Source organism: Bombilactobacillus sp. ESL1094 (genome assembly GCF_058107425.1).
In genome coordinates, this window is record NZ_JBYLUM010000002.1 from 22,085 (window position 1) to 42,491 (window position 20,407).

Annotated in this window: 20 protein-coding genes, 3 pseudogenes and 1 riboswitch; of the genes and pseudogenes, 14 read left to right on the plus strand and 9 right to left on the minus strand. The window is 32.9% G+C overall.

Features of this window, described 5'->3' with window-relative positions; genetic code table 11:
- Positions 1 to 329: 329 nt before the first annotated feature.
- The 6 genes from AC3B5S_RS08900 to AC3B5S_RS08925 all read left to right on the plus strand — a co-directional run bounded on the left by AC3B5S_RS08900 (position 330) and on the right by AC3B5S_RS08925 (position 5,332).
- Complete coding sequence (locus AC3B5S_RS08900; RefSeq protein WP_489790431.1) at positions 330 to 1,523, plus strand: MFS transporter; 1,194 nt, start codon at positions 330 to 332, stop codon at positions 1,521 to 1,523.
- Between the two features lie 284 nt (positions 1,524 to 1,807).
- A complete protein-coding gene (locus tag AC3B5S_RS08905; RefSeq protein WP_489790394.1) occupies positions 1,808 to 2,101 on the plus strand; it encodes a type II toxin-antitoxin system RelB/DinJ family antitoxin in 294 nt (97 codons plus the stop codon).
- Between the two features lie 2 nt (positions 2,102 to 2,103).
- The gene (locus AC3B5S_RS08910) at positions 2,104 to 2,424 is read left to right on the plus strand and encodes a type II toxin-antitoxin system RelE/ParE family toxin (RefSeq protein ID WP_489790432.1); all 321 of its coding nucleotides are present in this window, start codon (positions 2,104 to 2,106) and stop codon (positions 2,422 to 2,424) included.
- A gap of 199 nt (positions 2,425 to 2,623) precedes the next feature.
- Positions 2,624 to 2,839 carry a helix-turn-helix domain-containing protein gene (locus tag AC3B5S_RS08915; protein ID WP_489790433.1) on the plus strand — a complete coding sequence of 72 codons (216 nt, stop codon included), beginning with the start codon at positions 2,624 to 2,626 and terminating at the stop codon, positions 2,837 to 2,839.
- Positions 2,836 to 4,005 (plus strand): DNA cytosine methyltransferase, encoded by a 1,170-nt coding sequence (locus AC3B5S_RS08920; RefSeq protein WP_489790434.1) that lies wholly within the window; start codon positions 2,836 to 2,838, stop codon positions 4,003 to 4,005. The genes AC3B5S_RS08915 and AC3B5S_RS08920 overlap by 4 nt, the downstream gene beginning before the upstream one ends.
- Positions 3,992 to 5,332 carry an Eco57I restriction-modification methylase domain-containing protein gene (locus AC3B5S_RS08925; protein WP_489790435.1) on the plus strand — a complete coding sequence of 447 codons (1,341 nt, stop codon included), beginning with the start codon at positions 3,992 to 3,994 and terminating at the stop codon, positions 5,330 to 5,332. Before AC3B5S_RS08920 ends, AC3B5S_RS08925 begins: the two co-directional genes overlap by 14 nt.
- A 64-nt stretch (positions 5,333 to 5,396) precedes the next feature.
- Here the strand turns inward: AC3B5S_RS08925 and AC3B5S_RS08930 are convergent, their stop codons facing one another.
- Positions 5,397 to 6,611 carry a restriction endonuclease gene (locus tag AC3B5S_RS08930; protein WP_489790399.1) on the minus strand — a complete coding sequence of 405 codons (1,215 nt, stop codon included), beginning with the start codon at positions 6,609 to 6,611 and terminating at the stop codon, positions 5,397 to 5,399.
- A gap of 568 nt (positions 6,612 to 7,179) precedes the next feature.
- On the opposite strand from AC3B5S_RS08930, the gene AC3B5S_RS08935 reads away from it, so the two are divergent.
- The 4 genes and pseudogenes from AC3B5S_RS08935 to AC3B5S_RS08950 all read left to right on the plus strand — a co-directional run bounded on the left by AC3B5S_RS08935 (position 7,180) and on the right by AC3B5S_RS08950 (position 10,448).
- Positions 7,180 to 7,383, plus strand: coding sequence for a hypothetical protein (locus AC3B5S_RS08935; protein WP_489790400.1), 204 nt, complete (start codon positions 7,180 to 7,182; stop codon positions 7,381 to 7,383).
- Between the two features lie 1,615 nt (positions 7,384 to 8,998).
- A complete protein-coding gene (locus AC3B5S_RS08940) occupies positions 8,999 to 9,172 on the plus strand; it encodes a zeta toxin family protein (RefSeq protein ID WP_489790436.1) in 174 nt (57 codons plus the stop codon).
- A 360-nt stretch (positions 9,173 to 9,532) separates the two neighbouring features.
- A pseudogene (locus tag AC3B5S_RS08945) lies at positions 9,533 to 10,057 on the plus strand (recombinase family protein).
- Positions 10,058 to 10,079: 22 nt separating this feature from the next.
- Entirely contained in the window at positions 10,080 to 10,448 is a 369-nt protein-coding gene (locus AC3B5S_RS08950) for a hypothetical protein (protein ID WP_489790403.1), read from the plus strand.
- A 457-nt stretch (positions 10,449 to 10,905) separates the two neighbouring features.
- Here AC3B5S_RS08950 and AC3B5S_RS08955 read toward each other — a convergent pair whose 3' ends face one another.
- The 3 genes and pseudogenes from AC3B5S_RS08955 to AC3B5S_RS08965 all read right to left on the minus strand — a co-directional run bounded on the left by AC3B5S_RS08955 (position 10,906) and on the right by AC3B5S_RS08965 (position 12,246).
- The gene (locus tag AC3B5S_RS08955) at positions 10,906 to 11,187 is read right to left on the minus strand and encodes a helix-turn-helix domain-containing protein (RefSeq protein WP_489790404.1); all 282 of its coding nucleotides are present in this window, start codon (positions 11,185 to 11,187) and stop codon (positions 10,906 to 10,908) included.
- A gap of 3 nt (positions 11,188 to 11,190) precedes the next feature.
- Positions 11,191 to 11,531, minus strand: a pseudogene (locus tag AC3B5S_RS08960) (type II toxin-antitoxin system RelE/ParE family toxin).
- Between the two features lie 262 nt (positions 11,532 to 11,793).
- Positions 11,794 to 12,246, minus strand: a complete 453-nt coding sequence (locus AC3B5S_RS08965) for a VOC family protein (RefSeq protein ID WP_489790405.1) — start codon at positions 12,244 to 12,246, stop codon at positions 11,794 to 11,796.
- Positions 12,247 to 12,333: 87 nt separating this feature from the next.
- Here AC3B5S_RS08965 and AC3B5S_RS08970 point away from each other — a divergent pair, with 87 nt between their 5' ends.
- The 3 genes and pseudogenes from AC3B5S_RS08970 (at position 12,334) to AC3B5S_RS08980 (ending at position 13,245) form a co-directional block, all read left to right on the plus strand.
- Positions 12,334 to 12,741 (plus strand): helix-turn-helix transcriptional regulator, encoded by a 408-nt coding sequence (locus tag AC3B5S_RS08970; RefSeq protein WP_489790406.1) that lies wholly within the window; start codon positions 12,334 to 12,336, stop codon positions 12,739 to 12,741.
- A gap of 9 nt (positions 12,742 to 12,750) precedes the next feature.
- Positions 12,751 to 12,909 (plus strand): annotated as a pseudogene (locus tag AC3B5S_RS08975) (helix-turn-helix transcriptional regulator); the annotation flags it as partial.
- 9 nt (positions 12,910 to 12,918) lie between these two features.
- Positions 12,919 to 13,245 carry a WYL domain-containing protein gene (locus AC3B5S_RS08980; RefSeq protein WP_489790407.1) on the plus strand — a complete coding sequence of 109 codons (327 nt, stop codon included), beginning with the start codon at positions 12,919 to 12,921 and terminating at the stop codon, positions 13,243 to 13,245.
- 398 nt (positions 13,246 to 13,643) lie between these two features.
- On the opposite strand, the gene AC3B5S_RS08985 is transcribed toward AC3B5S_RS08980, so the two are convergent.
- The 3 genes from AC3B5S_RS08985 to AC3B5S_RS08995 form a co-directional block, all read right to left on the minus strand.
- Positions 13,644 to 14,750: a hypothetical protein gene (locus AC3B5S_RS08985; RefSeq protein ID WP_489790408.1), complete on the minus strand. Its 1,107-nt coding sequence runs from the start codon at positions 14,748 to 14,750 to the stop codon at positions 13,644 to 13,646.
- Positions 14,751 to 15,076: 326 nt separating this feature from the next.
- A complete protein-coding gene (locus AC3B5S_RS08990; RefSeq protein ID WP_489769837.1) occupies positions 15,077 to 16,225 on the minus strand; it encodes an MFS transporter in 1,149 nt (382 codons plus the stop codon).
- Between the two features lie 78 nt (positions 16,226 to 16,303).
- The gene (locus AC3B5S_RS08995) at positions 16,304 to 16,588 is read right to left on the minus strand and encodes an ArsR/SmtB family transcription factor (protein ID WP_489758047.1); all 285 of its coding nucleotides are present in this window, start codon (positions 16,586 to 16,588) and stop codon (positions 16,304 to 16,306) included.
- A gap of 244 nt (positions 16,589 to 16,832) precedes the next feature.
- On the opposite strand from AC3B5S_RS08995, the gene AC3B5S_RS09000 reads away from it, so the two are divergent.
- Complete coding sequence (locus AC3B5S_RS09000; RefSeq protein ID WP_489758048.1) at positions 16,833 to 17,000, plus strand: hypothetical protein; 168 nt, start codon at positions 16,833 to 16,835, stop codon at positions 16,998 to 17,000.
- A gap of 222 nt (positions 17,001 to 17,222) precedes the next feature.
- Here AC3B5S_RS09000 and AC3B5S_RS09005 read toward each other — a convergent pair whose 3' ends face one another.
- Both AC3B5S_RS09005 and cytX read right to left on the minus strand, forming a co-directional pair.
- Positions 17,223 to 17,951 carry a hypothetical protein gene (locus AC3B5S_RS09005; RefSeq protein ID WP_489758049.1) on the minus strand — a complete coding sequence of 243 codons (729 nt, stop codon included), beginning with the start codon at positions 17,949 to 17,951 and terminating at the stop codon, positions 17,223 to 17,225.
- Between the two features lie 286 nt (positions 17,952 to 18,237).
- Positions 18,238 to 19,419 (minus strand): putative hydroxymethylpyrimidine transporter CytX, encoded by a 1,182-nt coding sequence (gene cytX / locus AC3B5S_RS09010; protein ID WP_489758050.1) that lies wholly within the window; start codon positions 19,417 to 19,419, stop codon positions 18,238 to 18,240.
- 87 nt (positions 19,420 to 19,506) lie between these two features.
- Positions 19,507 to 19,607, minus strand: a riboswitch (TPP riboswitch).
- Positions 19,608 to 20,407 lie beyond the last annotated feature (800 nt).

Genomic DNA, 20,407 nt, shown 5'->3' on the forward strand with positions numbered 1-20,407 from the left:
AGGTGACACCAATGAAGAAACATCTTGAACTACTATTCTAACGTTAGTGATCCAACATAATAGTTTTGCACAACAAAAAATTATTTATGATTAGCTAACCATTTTTAATAATTGAACAGCAACATACGATAAGTTGTTAAACTATCTGAGCATTTCTTTGTGATTTATAGATAAAATTAATTTTGTAGATTATGATATTAATAAATTCTTTGTCAGCAGATTTGAGACAAAAGAAAGTGTCTTGATTTCTAAAAAAGTATTTTTGGTTGATGTTCGCCTTGAAGTTATGCATTAATACCGTTAATTAAAGATTCAGGAGTCATTGTTCAGTGAAACTATTTCAACGTCTTTTCCATAATGAATACAAATATCAGAAGATGTTTGTCTTTATTTTAATTTTCTATTTAGCAATGGGCGTCTCCAAATACGCTCAAATCTTGTTCTTTCAACAAAATCATGGTCTGCTGAATTATTCCATCTCTTATTCGGCGATGGCAGTGGCGGGATCATTTTCCTTTTTAATCAGTAACAATTTGGCCAACTGGGGGTTAAAAAAGATTGTCAAAGTTTTTTTGCCAATCTATGCTGTGGGCATGTTGTTGAGAGTGATTCCTAATAACGCTTTTATAGCGTTGATTTCGGGTATTATTGCCGGTCTCGGAGCTAGTATTACGTTACTAGTAATTCGCTCTTGGATTTATTTTGAATCAGACCAAGATGAAGCAGCTAAAGAAGCATTGGTTTCGTCGCGGTATACAATTATGCAAATTGCTACTTTGATGGCCACTATTGTTGCTGGCTGGTTGATTTCTGTAGTGCATGCTGCAAATTATATGTACTGGTTTTTGATTGTTATAGCGGCCTTATTGATGGGCAGTCTGTCAGTGACTAATAGCATTCCTGACGGTAGAGTTCAAAAAAAGCCGCATAGTCTGTTTGTGGCGTTACCAACGAATCGGTTAGCGGGGGTACTATTATTTTTGTTGGTGTTCTTATTGGGATTAACTAACGCCTTGATTGATCCTATTTTACCAGCGATTTTACGGAAGACTGGTCTCAAAATTAGTGCCGTAACTGTTTGGACGACGATATTTAGTATTTTAACGGTTTTAACATCGCTTTTTTATCAACGGCGACATTTTCGGATGTCTGCAGGATGGGCCTTTCTTATCAATGAAGTCATTGTTGGTTGTAGTATGTTGGTAGCATTTTTAGAATTTGACAAGGGCATTTATATTTCGTTAATTGCTTATACAATTATGGCAATTGGTATCGCCGGCTTTTTTATCTTTAAAGAGTTGATGGAATACGATATGTTTCCCAAAACTGAAAGCTTTCTGTATTTAGGCATAGCTCAGTCGGGCTTTTTGGTAGGTGATGCCTTAGGTTCACCAGTCGGAACGTTGCTGTTTCAACAAACAGGCACTAAACTGTTGCTGTTAATTTACGGAGTGTTGACAATAGTTTGTGGAATAGGTTATAGCTTGTTATATGTTTATTTACGAAAATCAAACAATAATTAGCAATTGTTGGAGTAGTTATTGAATTTCAGAATAACTCAGTATTACTTCTTTCTTTAGTGTTTTATTTTATCCGACCCCAAAAATTAGGACGGATTCTGGAAGAATTACTTTTTCAAGGTTATTTACAAAACGGTCCCATAGTAATCAATAATTTCTATGTCAATAAAATCGTTTTGGTTTTTAATTGAAAAACGAAGCCTGTACTGTTCATTATAATTGTTATTTATGTTTTTGTATTCTTAAGTATGTTATAATGAATACAAATATACAAAGGAGGATTTATAATGACAACAACTCCAACTACTATTCGGATAGATGACCAGTTAAAAAAAGCTGTAGAACCGCGTCTAGAAATTGCCGGATTAACATTAAATGGTTACATTAACATGGCAATTAAACAGTTCGTTATTCAAAATAAAATTCCATTTGAAATTATAGTTCCTGACGAAATACCCAATGATACAACTCATAAAGCTTTGATTGAAGCACAAGCTAAGGAAATTGGTTTAATACCGGATAACTCTCCTGAATTTGAGGAGACAAGTCAGATTATGGATTTTTTGAATAGTGATAGCTAACAATGAATAATGTTAATTACAAGATCAAAATCGAACCGCAGTTTCAAAAGGATTATCAAAAATTTAAAAAACACTATCCAGAATTAATTTCAGAGTTTAGGATTGCATTAAGTGAGTTACAGCTTCATGGCCGTGTTCCTGATTCTTACAGTCCACATAAACTGGATAATAGGGGTGGTTTATATAATGATACTTTAGACTTTCACTTATCAGAAGGCAAAGTAGACGTTGTAATCATTTATCTGCCGCATAATACTAATCCAGTAATTAGGTTAATTCGAATAGGAACGCATAAAGAACTTTTTCAAGGAAAAATAAAATAATGGAAATAAAAAAACGATCAGCGATCGTTTTTTTTGTCGTTTTATATAAGGTGAAAATAAATTACAAGTTTTACTTATCAGAGCGGAAAATTTTTGGTAAATTCGAAATGAAGTATCTTTCCATAAACAAAATTAGTATGGTACAATTAATTCTGTATTTGTAGAATAAATATTCTGCTTTTGTTGAATGAGGTGTAAAATGTCATTTTGTTACGATAGGCTGTGGAATTTAGCATATTCCCAGCATTTAAATAAAACTGCTTTAAGAGATAAAGCTGGTTTAACAAACTCAACCTTATCAAGACTGTCAAAAAACCAAACAGTGTCAATGGAGGCTCTGGCAAGAATTTGTAATTGTTTAGACTGCGAATTGGGAGATATTGTTGAGTACAGAAAAGAGGTCAGTCCGCTATGAATTATATAAGTTTGTTTAGCTCTGCAGGTGTCGGTTGTTACGGTTTTAAACAAGAAGGTTTTGATGGTGTAGCAACATCGGAATTAATTGAACGCAGATTAAATATCCAGAAAGCAAATCAAAAAGTTAAATATTCGGATGGTTATATCCTTGGAGATATTACCGAAGAATCTACTAAACGACAACTTTTTTCAGCTGTGAATCATTTTAAATGCGAAGAAAAAGTTGAAGATATTGATGTTGTAATTTTTACAGCACCTTGTCAAGGAATGTCAATTGCTAATCATAAAAAGAATGGTGGAACGATTGAGAGAAATTCTCTTGTAGTTGAAGCTTTGGAAATTGTGAAAAAATTGCAGCCTAAGTTCTTTATTGCTGAAAACGTTCGATCATTTATGAATACTAAATGTATTGACCATAATAATGAAAAAAAGATTTCACAATCATTTGCTGATTGGCTTTCTGCTGATTATACTTATGATTCACGAATTTTAAATTTTAAAGATTACGGTGCAAATAGTAGTAGAACAAGAACTTTAGTGATTGGAGTTAGAAAAGACTTGGATGAAATTGTTAATCCTGAACAACTTTATCCCTCTCATTCACAAACCAAAAATTTGAAACAAGTAATTGGTAAATTACCATCGTTAAAATATATGGGAGAAATTTATCCAACTGACATTTACCATAATTTTAAACCATATAGAAAAGATATGCGTAGCTGGATTCATGATGTTAAACCTGGACATTCAGCTTTTGAAAATGAAGATGTTCAAAAAAGGCCTCACAGAATTATAAATGGTACTTTGATTCCAAATGTCCAAAAAAATGGTGATAAATATACTAGACAACGTTGGGAAGACGTAGCTCCGTGTATTCATACTCGAAATGATATTATGGCTAGTCAAAATACAGTTCATCCAGTTGATGATCGTGTATTTAGTATTCGTGAATTAATGTTAATGATGAATATTCCGAGTTCGTTTAAATGGACTACTATGTCTGAAAAAAAACTAAATAGTATGCCAATAAAAGATAAAGAAGAATATCTTAAGAAAAACGAAATAAATATCAGACAAAGTATAGGCGAAGCAGTTCCGACCATTATTATGAAGAAAATAGCGAAAAATATAAAGGTGGTTTTAACTGATAATGAGATTGAATGAAAAAAAGTTAAAAACTATAATAAAGAGTTATAACATACAACATAGAGAACAGGTAATAGACTTTATCGAGGTAAATCCTGAAAATCTTGATGTAATGGAACTTTCAAGAATCGCTGAATTAGTCAACAACGATAGGGTAGACACAGCAGCATATTATACTGATTCTACAATTTTAAACACATTAATTAAGTTTCTTCCGGATATTGATAAAAAAGAAATCCGTATTCTTGAGCCTTCTGTAGGAGTAGGAAATTTTATTCCAATGATTATTGAAAAATATAAATCTGCCGATAAATTAATTATTGAAGTGAACGATATTGATACAAAAAGTTTGAAATTACTTTTAGCTTTAAATAAATATCGACAATTTCCTAAAAATGTTGATATTATTTATCACAATGAGGATTTTTTAAGTCCATTTTTTAACATTCCTCAAAATAATTACGACTTAATTATTGGAAATCCTCCATTTTTAAAATTAACTAGAAGTAACGGCTTACAAGATTATTCAATTACTTTTAGTGATAATGTTACAACGAATATTTCAGGATTTTTTTTGCAAAAGTCAATGATGATTGCCGATAAAGTAGTTATGATATTACCAAAATATTTCTTAAGCAATCCTGATTTTTCTGAGACCAGAAGAAGAATTGAAAAATACAGAATTGAGTCAATAATTGATTTTGGTGAAAAAGGATTTAAGGGTGTTTTAATCGAGACTATTGCAATCATAATTAATACACAATTAAACCCACAAAATACACTTAGTTATTCTGTAACAAAAGATTTATATAATAAACAAGAACAATCTATTTTGACAAGCGGTGAATTTCCATATTGGTTACTGTATAGAGATGATTTTTTTAATGAAGTAGCCTCCCATATGAATTTTGGTATTTTTAAAGTTTTTAGAGATCGTCAATTAACTAATAAAGTGTTAAAATCAAAGGGTAATGTCAGAGTTATAAAGAGTCGTAATATTTTGAGAGATGGAACTAGTCTAATTTCTATAGATGGATATGACAGTTTCATAGACAAGGCGGATTTAGATAAATTTGCTGTATCAAAATATTATGAACGTGATGATGTCTATTTAAGTCCTAATATGACATATTATCCTAGAGTAATCAAAAAGCCCAAAAATACGATTGCTAATGGGTCAGTAGCCATATTACAAAATATTGGTAGTCAATCAATAACGGAATCAAATTTAAAATTTCTCAGTGGTCCCGTGTTTGAAAAATTTTATAGTATTGCTAGAAACTTTAGTACAAGAAGTTTAAATATTGATTCAAATTCAGTTTATTTTTTCGGATTGTACAACTGATATCAAAGAGAAAATTGTCATGTTGTTATTTTTTAAGCTAATAATTTGGTCACAATCTTTTTCATTAATTATTTAGAGAATTGATAATTTGAATAACTGAATTATAGTCGTTATTTTCTGTGTTATAATCCTTGTCTAAGCCAATATTAATTACTTCAACTAATCTATCTAATGAGTATAAATCTCCATCTGGCGATCGCTTGATATATTCTTTTATTGTGTCGGCTTTGGATAATAATAGTTTAATTTGATATTGTTTATCAATTTTTCTAGTATTATTTAAAGGATGTGCTTTGGTAACATGCTGATTTGGTGTTAGTGCAATTAAGTTTTCATGATACATAGATATCTCGTGAAAAGTATGTTCAGGAAAAATGTGATGAATTTGAGTTGCAGGTGTATTGTCATTTTCAGAAGTAACTTCAGAAAGTCCAAAATTAAAAGTCTTATTGTAAATACGTACAAATTTTTTTGCACGATTAGATTCGTATTTATAAAAGTTAGGATTTACATCTCGTGGATGATCGTTTTCCCACTCAACCCTAGCTATATCTTTTGGCTTTTTAGCATATAAATCTCTAAAATTTTCTCTATTATACATTAACTCAGGATAAGAGATAACGCTAGTAGATAAACTGCCTTTCCGTGTACCAAATTTATGTTTTTTAAATGCAAGCGGGTTAATAACCTTAGTAAAAATTCTTCTCGGCTCGTCAATACCATTAATATCGGTATATTGACGTATAAAATTTTCATATCCTTCTTTTAATTTGCTAAATGAATCTTTATCTTGAAACAGAAAGAAAGAATCAAATAAATTTTTCATCCCACTATCTGTTATTACTTTTTCACAATAATAATACAGAAAAGTCAATGCGGCACGATCATTTATTGAAATATATTCTAAAACGTCAAAGCTTTTAATTGAATACACGTTTTGTCGACCACTATTACTTTCATATAAAATATCAGCGGCCGCAAATAATTTTAGCGGTTGTGCAAAAAATTTATCATATTCATTTTTGGTTTGAGAATTATTAGTGCTAGGTTTGCCGAAAAAAGATGTAATAAATTCTTCTGAATAGTCATAATTCCACAAACTGTTTTTTGTGAACTCTTCAGGTGTGTTAGTATCATTTATGAATTGGATAATACAATCGGCAATGAAGCTTATTACGTCAGGCGTACACTTTTGATCTATCCATCGACCATTACCCGTTTTGCGTAGATCATAGTTATGTGAATTTATAAAGTTCTGTAACTGTATTTCATCTATCATTTTTTGTTTCTCCATTTTTTGGTTTAATACTAGTTTTGAAATTAAGTTATCTAAGTAGTTTAAATAAGAGATACTAAGATAAAAAACCAAGCATCACTAATCTTGTGTAAAATTAAAATAATGAAGAAAGATTTTACCTTAGTTTGAGAATAGTTTAACATAAATTCAATTAAAGGTCACTGTTTAACTGAAACAGAATTTGGTTGTACTTACACTGTAGTATATCTGTCTAGGATAAGGAAACTAATAATGAATTAAAGAGTTGACAGATCAAACAATTAAAAAGAGCTCTACTATGTTTTATGAACAGTAAAAATTAACTGTCAAAGTAAATATACATTCATTGTACTAGTTATTTTTATTCAAGTATTTACAAATAAAAATTGTTCTAATCTACTTTTGAATCTCCCTAAACAACGAACACTGTATCATTCTAACTGTTCTTGCTTTAAAACTCTTGGCATAGATGGGGAGATACTTGGAGAAAAATTAACAAGCACCACGCGTTAGGTAAGTATTTATTGACTTAAATGTTTTTGACACAGTTTTAGAGGAGAATAAAATAAGTATGTCTCAAAAAGAAGAGGAACCTATTGCCCTTATAAAATTTAATAATCATGCAGAGGATCTTTATAAAGGAACAATTTGCTTGTCTTGTATTCAATCTTTTTTAAAAGGTAATAAAAATGATAAAACTTATGATCCAAATGAGAAATTTATCACTTTTAAAGATGATACAAAAAAGTTATTTGGATGTAGTCAAGAATTTTAGCCATTTCGCCACGTCAAACGCATCAAACTATAAAACGTTTGCTTATTAATTGCTCCTTGCTAATGCTGTTGGAAATAAATCAACCACTTGGGCAAAATACTTTGATGTTTGCATAGTTATTTGTAATCTAGCTTATTCACTTTTGTTTGAATTGCAGCTGTTTCAGGATAAAATAATATTTAAATTTAAGTCGGCGTTTTGTTCCGCAGTTTTATTTTGATCTTCATGGAATGTTATGTCTAGTGTCCAATATAAACTTTCAATTGCCCAATGTTATCGGACATACCTCGAAAAAAATTTAATATCTGGATTTTTAAGACTCGAAATATAGTAATGATGTTCTTGAATAATTTGTCCATCTTTTTCAATTGTATTACAAGTCATACCGATACCTTGTAGGTTTCTCCAACCTGGTTGACGTTCAATTAGCCATTCAATGTCATTACTGTAGTAATATTCCCTAGTTTCAATTTTGACTACTTGCTTGTTCGACAACTTTATAATAACCATTGTCTTTAGTTTTTGATGTCTTTTATAGTACGAACATCTTGAAAATGTGTTTGTAGGTCTTCTTGCAGATATTTTTGATTACGTTTGACTGCCAAGCAGTAATTGACATTTAAAGAACTAATCTTATTGACAATTTCTTTTTGTATAACTATGGCGTCAATAGTAATTACCGTGCCAGCTACGTTAAACATTTCAAGTAAATTAGGAATTTATGTAATCTAATTCTACTTAGTAGCAGTACTGGTTTGTTCTAAACAAACGCCATCATCTTTAGAATGAGCAGATATTATATGGAGTGTTTTTTGGTTATAGCGTCGATTATAACGAATTGTTTTGCCATCATTATTTATAATTTTAATTGTTTCAGCCTGCCATCATTATTTATAATTTTAAACCATATACCGGCTAAATTATCAGCCTGTTTCCCTAATAATAGTTGTAAATTACTAAGACAGGGGAATTGATGATTGTCATAACTCGTTGAAACGTTTTGGATAACAATGGTAATGAAATTATTACTGCACGCAATTTAAAAGATGCCAAGATAGGTAACAGTTACTTTAACAATATGAATAACCAATTACTACTCTTTATGCTAGTAAAATTGATTATACTGATTGTTTTAAGTATTATAAATATAAAGATCTTATGAAGTATGTGACCATTAGTGATACAAAGAAAAAAGATGAGAAAGTTAAAAGGGTTAATGAAATTCTTAAAGAAGCTATCTTTACAAATACAAGTGAATATTCTGGTCAAAGAGAATATAGGATTTTGATTACCAAATTTGAAGATAGTGACTGTCCCCAAAAGATCTTTTAAAAAATACCTTCAACAAAGAATTATTCTTCTTTGAAGAAAAATTCTGATATATAAAGAATTAAGAAAAGATGACGATTAGTTAATTAAAGGCTATTCCTAGTAATTATATTAAGAAGTTGGAGATGGATAATTTAGATTGCTAAGGAATGAAGAAGATTCAATAAAAAAACGACATAACTTATGGTTGTGTCGCTTTTTTACTTGTCTTATGATTAAGCTAGTTAAAATACGTCATAACTTACCGACATAAACGCTGCTATATTTTTGGAATGGAGTTAAAAGTATGGAAACTATTTTTATTTTAATCCGAGGAAATTCTGGAAGTGGCAAAACAGTTTTAGCTGATAATCTACAAAAATATTTAGGTTATGATAATTGTTTTTTGCTTCATCAAGATGTTATCCGCCGTGATATATTGCATGCTAACGACCGTCCAGGTACACCAGCAATTAGTTAAATAAAAGAATTAGTCGAATACGGGGCTAAACATTATCATGTAATTATTTTAGAGGGTATTTTACGCAAAGATGTTTATGGTGAAATGTTAGAAAATTTAATCCAACTTTTTGGTCGTGAAAAAATGGTGGTGGGACTTTTGTCTATTACTTGGACGTACCTTTTTCTCTGACAGTTAAACATAATCAAATAAAAGATTTTCCCTTTCCAATAGCAAGTTTGAAAAAATGGTGGTGGGATAATGATTATCTAGAATATAATGACCGCCGTTTGACAAATGGCGACACAAAAACTTTTTTTAAGCAAATTATTCAGGATATAACAGAAAATAATTTATAACATGAAATAAGGCTATGCACGAGTGAGTACAACTGACCAAAAATTAGAAAATCAAATCCAGCAATTAAAAGAAGCAGGTGCTGAAAAAATTTACCGGCACAACTACTCAACGCCCAAAGTTTAATGAACTGTTAAAAATATTAGTCCCTGGCAATACGTTAATCATTACCAAGCTTGATAGTTTCGCCAGAAATACAAGAGAAGCTTTAGAAATCATTCAAAAACTTTTCGACCAAGGTGTTAAAGTGCAAATTTTGAATATGGGAACTATTGATAATACACCAACAGGATAACTAATCTTTACTATTTTTAGTGCGTTTGCTCAGTTCGAACGTGATATGATTGTAACAAGGACGCAAGAAAGGAAAGCTTACGCTAAAAAGAATGATCCGGATTTTAGAGAATGACGCCTCAAAACTTATACTGACGAGCAAATTCGCTTTGCTTATGAATTACGCCAGCAGGGTATGACCTATAAAATGATTGAGCGTAAAAAAATTATCGTGAACGTACTCAACAACGACGTTTTAAATTGCTGAATAGTTAATTACAGAATAAGGAGAATTCATATGCTTAAGAAAATGTCTTATTATTTAGACGTCTTACTTTATCTTGCCATGGTAATTTTGAGTGTTTGTTCGTTGGTAAAATCGTTACTTAATCCAACGGCAAGCAATTCAGCGACAATTTTTTATATTTTGAGCACAACTAGCTTGGTCATAGCAACCGTTTTGTCTGTGGCTAGAATTAAAGTTAATAGAAAATTAGGTTTCGTTTTAAATACTTTGAACATAACATTAATGGCTGCCAGCGCGTGGTTCCTGTTAATAGCCAACGGCTATATTGCTAAAATCCTTGGTCAAGTAATAATAGCAGTGTTTTTAGTTTTAACCATAGTGATTGCTTTTATGAATTACTATTTGGTCAAAAATAGCTAATCAAAACAATTTTAAGCAACAAAATAAAGTGGCTAAAGCCTTGTAAATCAAGGATTTAGCCACTTTTTTATGGTATAATTATTGAGTGAAGTTAAATGCTAAGGCGGTGGCTATTCCTAGAAGGGGAGTGGTGCTTATGATGTAAAAACTGTAAACCCAGATCCTAAAGAAAGGAGTAGCAAATTGTTTCATTTGAACGTCCACGATCTTTGCCAGATAATCACTACGATTATCGATGTCGCAAGTTTCGTTTGGATGGCCATGCATGAATCAAAAAAAATAGCTGTCCTTAGTCGCGCCATGATATGAACCCAAAAAAGTAAGACAATTTTAAAATTTTAACTTAGGACTAATTTCCGATATTCTATCGGTGTTAGTCCTTTTAATTTATATAAGGTGAAAATAAAGCCTTCCTTAATTTAATTTATGGGAAAGCTTTGTACATAATGAAATTTAATTACATTGGATTAAACTGAATTGATAATCGCTGATTTGTAGCTTGAGCAATTTCTGCTAATAATTTTGTTGAAGCGTTCATATTGCCACTTTCAATTCTAGCAATCGTGGATTGCGGTTTATTTGTTAATTTAGCAAATTCTCGTTGACTCATGCCAAAACTATCACGCAAACTACAAACTTTAACAGCAATTTCTAAATTAATATCTTCTTGCTCTACTGCTTTTGCAAATTTTGGATCGGTAGTACTTCTTTTCTCAATATATTCATCAATTTTTGTCATTATTTATTCCTCTCCTAAAAATTTCCTTCTTCTATTTTTGGCAATCTTTTTTTCACGTTCTGGAGTTTTTTTAGATTTTTTAGTAAAAACGTTAGTAATTATATAATGGTCGTCTTTTACTTGGAAATAGATTGCCCTTTGAATATTAGAAGCTCTTTTAGAACGTATTTCATATAAATTGTCTTCTAATTTTTTAATCCATTCTTGACGAATAGCAATGCTTAATCCGTATTGTTCAATTTTTTGAATAGTAGTAACTAATTTAGCAGCATCTTATAATTTAAACTGTCTAGAAACGATTCAAATTCGTCATAATCATAATAGCCAAACTCTATCTTCTTCATATTTATTATGATAGCAAATTAGCGTTCAAAAGACAATAATTTACGGAAGCTAAAATTCTAATTTTTTTAGTTAAGTGTATTTTTAGGGTGTATCATAGCCATGCTTTTTATTTCAACTAATTTTTAACTAAGAACCATGCGTGGACATTGGTGTACTTTATTTTAACGATTTTGCAGCATAGTCAGTTTAAAAAAAGACCGCTCTATTCTATAAGGAAGACGGTCTTCACAGTTGTATAAATACAATACTGTATTTGATTAATTAGAAATCATTGTGAATTGAAGTTGTCAGTTGCCAGACAATATTGAAGGGATCCTTCACGATCCCATAAGCGGGGCTGAAGACGTTACTGGTCAGCGGTGTGATGATGTCAACCTGGTCACTGGCTGTCACTAATCCCTGGTAAAGGGTCGTAATCTGGTCTTTGTCCGTTGATTGTAGGCAAATACTCTGATTATTGCCAATCACAAATTGTGCCTTATCAACAGGTGTGTCATTCAACATTAATTTGCCACCGGTAGGAAATACCAATACGCAGTGACTGACCTGATTTTCAATTTCAGGCGTCAGCTTCAGGGGAGCACCCATTTGTTGGACCTCAAGCAGTGTCTTTTTAAAAATGACTTCGGCTCCTAGTGCTTTTTCGTAAAAGGCGATTGCTTTACTTGCTTGTCCATTTAACGATAGAAAAGGAATTAGTTCTGTTTTTGTCATATTTACAACCTCCAATTGTTTAATTGATTTAACAAACGTAGTATAGCAAGTAAAATATGACACAGTTATGTCAGGATTGGAGAAAGAATGAGAATAAGTCGCTTAATTAGTCTAGTTTTCCTACTGCTGCGACAAGAAATAGTCCCAGCAACCAAGTTGGCAACGTTATTTGAAGTCAGTGTTCGTACCATTTATCGAGATTTGGATACGTTAAATGAGGCTGGTATTCCGATTTTTACCAAACAGGGTCGTTATGGTGGCGTTGGCATCATGTCAGATTATAAGGTGGACAAAAAGTTGTTGACTCAAACGGATCTTGATAATTTGCTCATTGCACTATCTGATACGACTACGCTACTAGCAACCTCAGAACTGCGAGAAACTTTGAATCGGATTAAGGGATTATCTACTGTATCTGAAGGACTGATGCCAGTGGTCATTGAATATCAAGGCTGGCCAGAAACGGTCGTCCTGCGGAGACGAGCAACCGCATGATTAATTGCGATTCGGCAACATCATATCGTGAAGTTTACCTATACGGACCGAAGTGGTCAAATGAGCCGGCGAACCTTGGAACCATACCGCATCGTTTTCAAAGCCCAGCGCTGGTATCTTCAAGGTTTCGACATGACTCGGCAGGCATTTCGAACTTTTACTCTTGCAAAACTCTCCATGATCGAGTACTCAGCAGAAACATTTGAACCGCGATCTATTAGTGCTGAGAAGCTTGTCTTATATAGCGGGGTTAAACCGCAACGGGAAACGATAGTCTGGTTAGCTGTTGCGGAACGTTTTCGGGACGTGTTTGTGGAACGGTTTGGTCCGGAGGTAATCAACGAAACGGATGGGCAGATCTTTCATGCAACTATAAGCCTGCCTAATAATGAAGAAAGTTTCCGGTTTTTGTTAGGTCTGGGACAGGGAGTTCAAATTTTAAATCAGTCGCAATTCAAAACCGATTTTCGGGCGTACGTGCTTGCGCTTGCTAATCAATTGTAGAGTTTTATCAAGTAATTAGTAGGTAATGTCTCTGGCTCACCAGTAGGAACGCTGTTGTTTCCGATCAGAAACGAAACTATTGATGCTAATTTAGGGAGCATTGACGATAGTTTGTGGAAACAATGTTGTTTTAATCCAGTAGTTCATTATGATAATCTCCAGCTGAAAAAAATAGTTGATGTACACTATCAAAGTAGAAATTTAAAATCTTGATATAATTTGTAAAAAAGCATAAATTTGAAAATTTTAAAACGTTGAATATTCATTTGATTAGTACTTTGAATAAAAAAAGCATTGTCTCCTGTTCAATGTGGATCATAAGAACAAGATAACAATGCGTAGATGAGCTCCAGTTAAAAAGCCGTATAATTTAGAGAAATATGTTGGTCGTCAGAGGATTATTTTTTAGGATGCCCCATATATTGCAGTTCATCAAATGGTCCATTAGCAATTGAGATTTGATCAATGACTTTCCCATTCTTTTCAAAAGTAAAAGTTGCGCGGCCAGTAAAACGAGCTTCCGCACCATCACAAACTGATGAAGCTTGCTTTTGTGTCAATGATCCTGGTAAGACATTAAACCATTTTTGTACTTCGATTTGTTGATCATTGTGGACTTTTAAAGTAAAGTTTTTGTTTGCTTCATGATAGGAATAAGTGAATGCATCAATCACGTTCCGTTGGATACTTGCATCGTAATGTTGTTGATTAACAGTATATTGTAAATGCTCATTATTTTGAGTGTCTGGCCCGCCAGCTAATAGTTCACCATTTTTATATACCATAAAAAGTGGGTATTCAGGATAGCCGTATTCTTTTTCAAAAGTGATGTTAATAGCCATCACAGTGTACTCGTTGAAATTCCAGTAATACCAATTCCAGTTATTTAAGATTTCCCCCAAGGGCTTATTCATCCAACCCCGATCGACGTAGCCGGTTCCATCAGTATCCAGGTTTAATTCTTTACTGTGAATTGTTACATGAGCTGTGGGAGTTGGTGGTACTACAAAAAAGCCAAAATAATTTTCTTGTTCTTGTCCGAAAAGAAAGTGTCCTGTTTCAGGATGCCAGACTGGTGCTTGTGGTGTAACCTCTAAGTCAATCACAAGATCATCAACTTCAGCGTGTGCATGAAATTGTTGCAGTTGAGTACTTTGGTAGTAATTCTGAGCAATGGCCACCCCAGAGTTATTTTTTAAAATGGAAAAGTCTGCAGGATCGAATTCAAGGTGTTTCATAATATTTTTACCGTTAGGAAAATTAATCATCACATCTAAAGTGGGTTTCAGACCTAACTCACCTTGAAAAAAGGGGGCCGTCGTAATGCCAATCACAACACTAGCTTCGGTGGTATCAACTTTAGTAAAAAACCATTCAAATGATCCTTTTAAGCCGTCGAAATGAACGTGCTCTTCCCACGGATTAATTTTATTTTTTGCTTGTCCTAATAAACGGTATTCTGCAGTACTTTTGGCTAAGTGTAATGGAGTTTTTCCTTGAGTCATTGTTATTATATCCTTTCACATGATTTAATTGGTGGATTGTAGGTTGCTAGTTCAAATAGTATACTATAATGACCATTACAAGCGTTATCAAAGGTAATCAAAAGGCACAAACGCTTTAAAATGTGTCTTTTGATTATATAAAGACTAATTAAGAAATTTATGTAAAAAGAAAATGTTCGTATAGATACGAACATTACTTTTCAGCGGTTTGTATTTATAAGCTGAGGTGCTGCTACCATTCCGGTTACGGATAGTAATGAAGCCCGCGTAATTATAAACACTTCTTGAGTAGTAAAAATAAATAGTGCTGATGTTCAGGTCTTCACTCAACGTTCTGTTCTTAATTTTAAGGCCCAACGGATAGTTAAGGCTATGATGATCATCATGGCGGCAAATAAACCAATACCGAGATAGTTTTTAAAGGCTTTGAATAAGAGGCCCCCGATTATACCAGCGCAGGTTTCGCCTAAATACATAGCAGAATTGGATAATGAAGAAATAGTGCTGCCAGCATTGGGCACCGTAGTTTGAAACATGGTCATGAATAAGGGCAAAATTAGTCCGTTTAACAAATAAATTAAGATTAAAATAATTTCTGCGAACCAAAAGTTAGCGGCAGTAATGGTTAGTAAATCTACAATGATTAAAAGTAATGCAATACTCATGAACGATTTTTTCAGACCAAAATGTTGAACGATTTTATCGCTGATGAGAGAGCCAATTAAATTACCCAGGCCAGCGACCAAGAGTGCTGTACCAATTGTTGATAAAGAGAGCTGAAAGGTAGTCTGAAACCAAGTTGAAACAAAGGTCATGACCGTAAACGCGCCTGTTTGGAAAATTAAGTAAACGATTAATTGGCTTAGAGCTTGGTGATTAGTTAAAATTTGTTGATAGATTTGAATAAAGGAGAGATGTTGGCGGGACTTAATTTCTAATTCGGGTAAGGTGAAAAATAACAATAGTAATAACAAGAAAGCTGCTCCTGAGATAACATAGAATGGAGTGTGCCAAGAACTAGCGGCTAAATAACTGCCAATGGGAATCCCAATGACTTGCGCAACAGAGATCCCTGCCGTGGCGTAACCCATGACTTTTACTACTTGTTTTCGCGGAATCACTACGGGAATTGAGGCCCAAACTTGTGGTGTCACAAAAGAAGCACTGACGCCAGCCAAAAAGCGAAAGATTAGCATTAAAGGAAAACTGTTAGCAAACGCACAGAGTAAAGTTGCGAGGGCAAAACTTAATAAGCCCCATAACATGACTTTTTTGCGATCATGGCCGTCAGAAATAGGGCCGGAAATTAAAGCAAAGACTGCATAACCAATGGCATAGGCACTCACTAACCAACCGGAAATTGCAGTTGGAATATGATAAATGTGGCTCAAAGTAGGTAATAATGGCGAAATTAAAAATGTATCCGTACCAATTAAAAACATTGTTAAAAAGAATAAACTAGCATATTTTTTCATCTATTGAAGACTTCCGTTTCATTTAATCAAGTTGTAATTCGCTATTTCTAAATATATCGAAATTAGCTCTAAAATTTTTTAGTGGTCTGTCAAAGTTGTTAAAAATCCGGGCAAGTACTGCGCAAAGGTGGCTTCGTTGATGCTAATCAAACGTGTTTGTGCATCTTTACGGGTCTTGGTTAAACCGGCCTCCCGCATAGCTCGTAAATGATATGAAACGGTGGAATCACTTAAGTTTAAATGCGCTGCAATTTCACCACAGGTCATTTCACGGTGACTGTTAGACAGGATTCGAATAATTTTTAAGCGTCCTTCGTCGGCTAAAGCTTTAAGAATTTTTACTCTAATTTCGTCAGAATTCATTTTTTACTCCTTGTTTGTATTTTTGGAAATATCGAATTAACGATTTGTATTAAAACATTATCAAGCTGAAATGTCAAATTTTAAATTGAAACTGATGGCATAGATTAACGAGTAATTGAATTGGGAAAAAATCACCTCGCTGCTCAGTTGAAATGTGCTAATATTGGCTTTGGAACATGATTAAACTGCCACCAAAGAATTTGTTACTATAGAGCTGAGGTAGTTCACGGAAGGAAAGTAAAAAATGTTCAAGAAAATTTATGATTATGTCAAAGGAAACTATGAAGCTGGCAATTATGATGATGTGCAATTGGCATATATGGCTTGGCAGCAACAAAAAGCCCACAAGAATAATGCATCAATGACAGATTTTGCCATGGGCGAACAGCAGGCTCAAAACGATTATCAGTAGCATGGATCTTTTAAAGTTTATCCTCAATTAGCAGTTGATGTTTTAAACAAACTCTTTGATCATCGTGCGGATGATATTGCGGAGTTTATTATATTAAAGGTTATAATTCGTACAAATTAAAAATGAAGTTGTTTTAAAAGCCAAAAACAGTCTTACATATCAATATACTAACTTGATAATTCAAAGCGATATATTGATATATAAAGACTGTTTTTTACATAATTAGTTAGTGTGAGCTTCACTTAAGTTAGCCCATTGTTTGTTGGTTCCTAATTTGACATAATTTTGTCCGTTGATGTTTTTAATACCATAAACTTTGTAAAAGTCGTCAGCTTGGATTTTAGTCGTTGGTGTTCCAAACTGGTTAAACAGTTGAGTCCCCTTTTCAAAAATATATAGCGAACGCACGGCCACTACGTCATTAGTGGCATCCACCCATTGGTTAGCTCCTAAGTCCACCCGCGTAATGGGATTTCCGGTGGCACTGTTACTAGCATACTTACTGATTTTCCAATCAGCAATGTTGGAATTCAAATAACCGGTAATGTGCCAAAGTTGTGGCGAATCATAAATTGGCACCCGTTGGTAGTTAGAATAGGCTTCTAATAAGTTATTTGGCTTTTGATTTTTAACGACACCACCTAAAAAGACATCGCTACTTTTGACCCAGGCCTTGGCCCCTAGTTTATAAGATAAGCGCTGAGCATTGGCTGCTGGACTAGCTTGGCCAATGGCGAAGACTTGCCAATTGTTGATTTTAGTTGATAAAGTGGCCCCGGTTGGTTGCGTGCAATCAGCATCACTGTATAAGGGTACTGCAGTATTGCCGGAACTAACTTGTAAATTAGTAGCTGATGTCACGTAGTTTTTTGCTTGAACTGGTTGTACAGCTAACATTAAACAGCCGATTAGGGCAAGTAAGAAGCTGCTACTGGATAACTTTAGTTTCATTTTTAATTTTCATCCTTGTCAAATTAAATTTTATGTTGAAATCTTAACTTGGTTCTTTCAGTGTGTGATCTGGCTTTTAATGATATCAACTCCTTTAGCTTTGTTCATAAAGATTAATTTAAATATAGCATAAATCAGTACTAGTGATTGCAAATAATGACTATTATTTAATTAATTTTTAATAAAATTTAATAGATATCGCAACAACTAATCAAAAATTGAGATTAAATTTGATAGAAATCTTACTTTTGAAAAATGCTACTATTAATTAATGTAACAGCATTAATCATTTAAAATCATACTTTTTACTGAAAGTAGCCGTGATGAGCAGTGCGCTGGTGATGATCACCAGTAATAATAAGGTAGTGCCGCCAATGAAGTCTAATTTTTGCAGCAAGTAATATGCTACAACGCCCACTAACCACCACCAGAAATTCCAGAAAAAGTTGAGCCTTTGTTTAATTAAGAAGACACTGACAAATAAAATGGCAAATAATGGCGTAAAAATAGCACCGATAAAGTTTAAAAAGTTTTGGTAGTACTTTAAAGAAACATTGAGTGCAATTAATAAGCCTAAGATCGTAATACCAACAGCCCAATAATTGACATGGTTTAAATGCCAGATATTATCTAAACTGGTTGCTGCAGAGTAAGCATCCATAAAGGTTGTGGTAACGGTCGCGAAGATGATAATTAATAAAGCGATGATGCCCAAATTGGTTTGTGCTAGGGTTTGGTTAAAATTAGTTTGTCCAGACTTTAAAACGGCTAATAATCCTAGGACAAACATGGCACAGCTACCGAGAAAGTAACCCAGGACGCTCACTAAACTTTCCTTCACTGGCTGCTGTCCTTGATAGGTATAATCACCAATCAATGGTAGCCAAGATAAGACCATCGTCACGTTGAGTTCTACCGCACTGCCAAAACTGATCGGAGTGAGTTTTAGCTGCTGTGCATGAGGGAAAGAATGTGTCAGCAAAATTCCTGCTACTAAAAGCATCCCGATAGCTAAGAGAATAACTACTAAATTATTGATTCGAAAGAGCCATTGATGGTTCAATAATAGCCAAATAATAATTAATCCCGCTACAATTACTGCCATGACCACGGTATTATGATAATTAAATAACTTCTGTGCCAGACTATTTAAAGCCAATTGCGCATTGACGATCATCACTGCCGTCCAGCCGAGTAACTGTAACGCATTTAAACCAGAGAAAATTTCAACTCCAGCCTTACCAAAGATACTTTGCGTGACGGCAATAGCTGGTTGTTGTTTAATTGCTGAAAGATAAGCTGCAGGTAATAAAAATAAAAAACAGCCAATCAAGTGCCCGATAATAATGGCACTAATACCTTTTCCCCATCCTAGGGGAGCCATTAAGGTTCCAGTAACAATTTCAGCAATTGAGATTGCTGTTCCCAGCCACAATAAAAATAAACTACTCAACTTTGTTTGTTGCATTTTGCACACACTTTCCGAATAAATACTTGGTTGTGGCAATAAAAAAGTATTCTTTTACGATTCAGCAACAATTTCGCAAAAAGAATACTTTCAATTGATCACAATTCCTACGTTTGTCTTAACAAAACAGGTTCGAAGGGTCTGATTTTCATCATTCTCAGCACAGATAGGCTCCCCTTTGCGATAATTATATGTTTACAGATGCTAGTTTATAACGTTTACATAAAAAGTACAACATTTAATTGATATGTATTTGGGCATGAAACCAATGTTGGAAAAAGAATAGATATCCGCAACTTGCTTATCCTGTGTGAAAATTAAGCAAGAAGCTTCTGCTATGTATTTTTTAACAAAGAACGTGACTTTAAATATTAATAATTGGTTCACTGACTTTATTTGAATATTTAAATGGTGATAAAACTATATTTTTTAAATTATTATGCCTTATTATTTAATAATAGTATTTTTTGACCATATAGATCTACATAGATCTACGTTTAAAAGAACTTATATATATATATTTGGAATCTAATTTCTACAATAAGTAAAATACATTATAGTAATAAATGCTAATTAACTAAACAAAATAATTTGTTATCAAAGCCTTATATATTTAAGATATATTATTATTTTTAATGCTTAAAGAATTATTTCGATTTATAATAAAATAATCCATTTGATTAACTAATTGGTTTTAATAATTATAATTTGAAATGAAAATAATTTGTATTAATAAATAGTACTGATGTTTAATGATTAACATATTTAATACTTTCTTTAAAAATAAAAGGTAAACTTATAAGCATCTAAATAATTATTTATTTAGAGCCTTTTTTAACTTTGATAAGTATCAAACAATTTCAAAATTTAAATAACAACTAAAAATATGTTACGTGAAATTTAGATTATTAAACACTTAATCAGTTTTTTTACTGAACGTTGAACACGGTTATATATTTGGATGTATTTTTCACTTAATGTTAATGCA